The sequence below is a fragment of the Halogeometricum sp. CBA1124 genome, assembly GCF_009741955.1.
GTDB classification, from domain to species: Archaea; Halobacteriota; Halobacteria; order Halobacteriales; family Haloferacaceae; genus Halogeometricum; species Halogeometricum rufum.
In genome coordinates, this window is sequence record NZ_WPCD01000376.1 from 1 (window position 1) to 1,197 (window position 1,197).

Sequence of the window (1,197 nt, forward strand, 5' to 3'; positions counted from 1 at the left end):
CCGTCGTCGCCGCTCTCCTCGTCCGGTCGCTTCCGCACCGCGAGTGGCCACGATACCTATACCGTCTCTCTCGAAAGCAATACGGAACTGATGGTTGCCGACGACGAGACGGGGTCCGACTCGGACGACGACGACGCGTCTGCCGACGAGGGTGACCGACCCGACAGCGACGAGGGTGACCGGCCTGACAACGCGGAGGATGACCAGTCCGAGGCCGACGGGGAGAACCGTCGCGACGGTGAGCCGAGCGACACGATGCGCGAACGCGCCGGGGAGAACCGGGTCAAACTGTGGTTCCTCCTCGACGCGAACCGCTGGTTCGTCGCGTTCATCCCGATCGTCGTCTCCCTCGTGGCGATGCTGACGTTCGGCATCCTCGACCCGGCGCCGTTGGTCGCCGCCATCGTGTCCGGCGACCCCATCGAGACGCTGTTCCAGGCGTTCGTGACCGCGACCATCACCGGGGTGACGCTCGTCGTCTCCATCAACTCGCTCGTCCTCTCGCAGGAACTCGGGCCGCTGGGCGACCAGCGCGACCGGATGGAGGGTGCGATGTCGTTCCGCGCCGACGTCGAGGAGGACCTGGACGTTCCCGCGGCGCCGCCGGAACCGTCGGCGTTCCTGCGCGCACTCATCGACGCCGTCCAGAACCGCGCGAACGACCTGCAGGAGGCGGCGAAGGGGCAGGCGGAGACCGAAGACCGCGTCTCGGCGTACGTCGAGGGGCTCATCTCGCACGCCGGCGAGGTGTCGGACGAACTCGAAGACGAGCAGTTCGGGACGTTCGACGTGCTGTTCGCCGCACTCGACTTCAACTACTCGTGGAAGATCTACGAGGCGCGACGGCTCCGCAACGAGTTCCGTGATAGCCTCAACGACGAGGCGCGCGACGCCCTCGACAACGTGGTGAACACGCTCACCTACTTCGGCCCCGCCAGAGAGCACTTCAAGACGCTCTACTTCCAGTGGGAACTCATCAACCTCTCGCGGGCGATGCTGTACGCGGCCGTCCCGACGCTCGTCATCTCCTCGTCGGCCATCCTCTTCTTGGACAACCCCGGCAGCATCACGGGGTCGACCGCCGGCGTCCACAACCTCGTCATCGTCGTCAGTCTCGCGGCGTCGCTGTCGCTGCTCCCGTTCGGCATCCTCCTGTCGTACATGCTCCGCATCGCCACCGTCGCCAAGCGGACGCTC

Annotated in this window: 1 protein-coding gene; it reads left to right on the plus strand. The window is 66.7% G+C overall.

The genetic code is table 11. The features are described 5' to 3' along the window. Positions 1 to 90: 90 nt before the first annotated feature. On the plus strand, positions 91 to 1,197 hold a 1,107-nt coding region (locus tag GJ632_RS21620; protein ID WP_191453990.1), incomplete at its 3' end, for a hypothetical protein.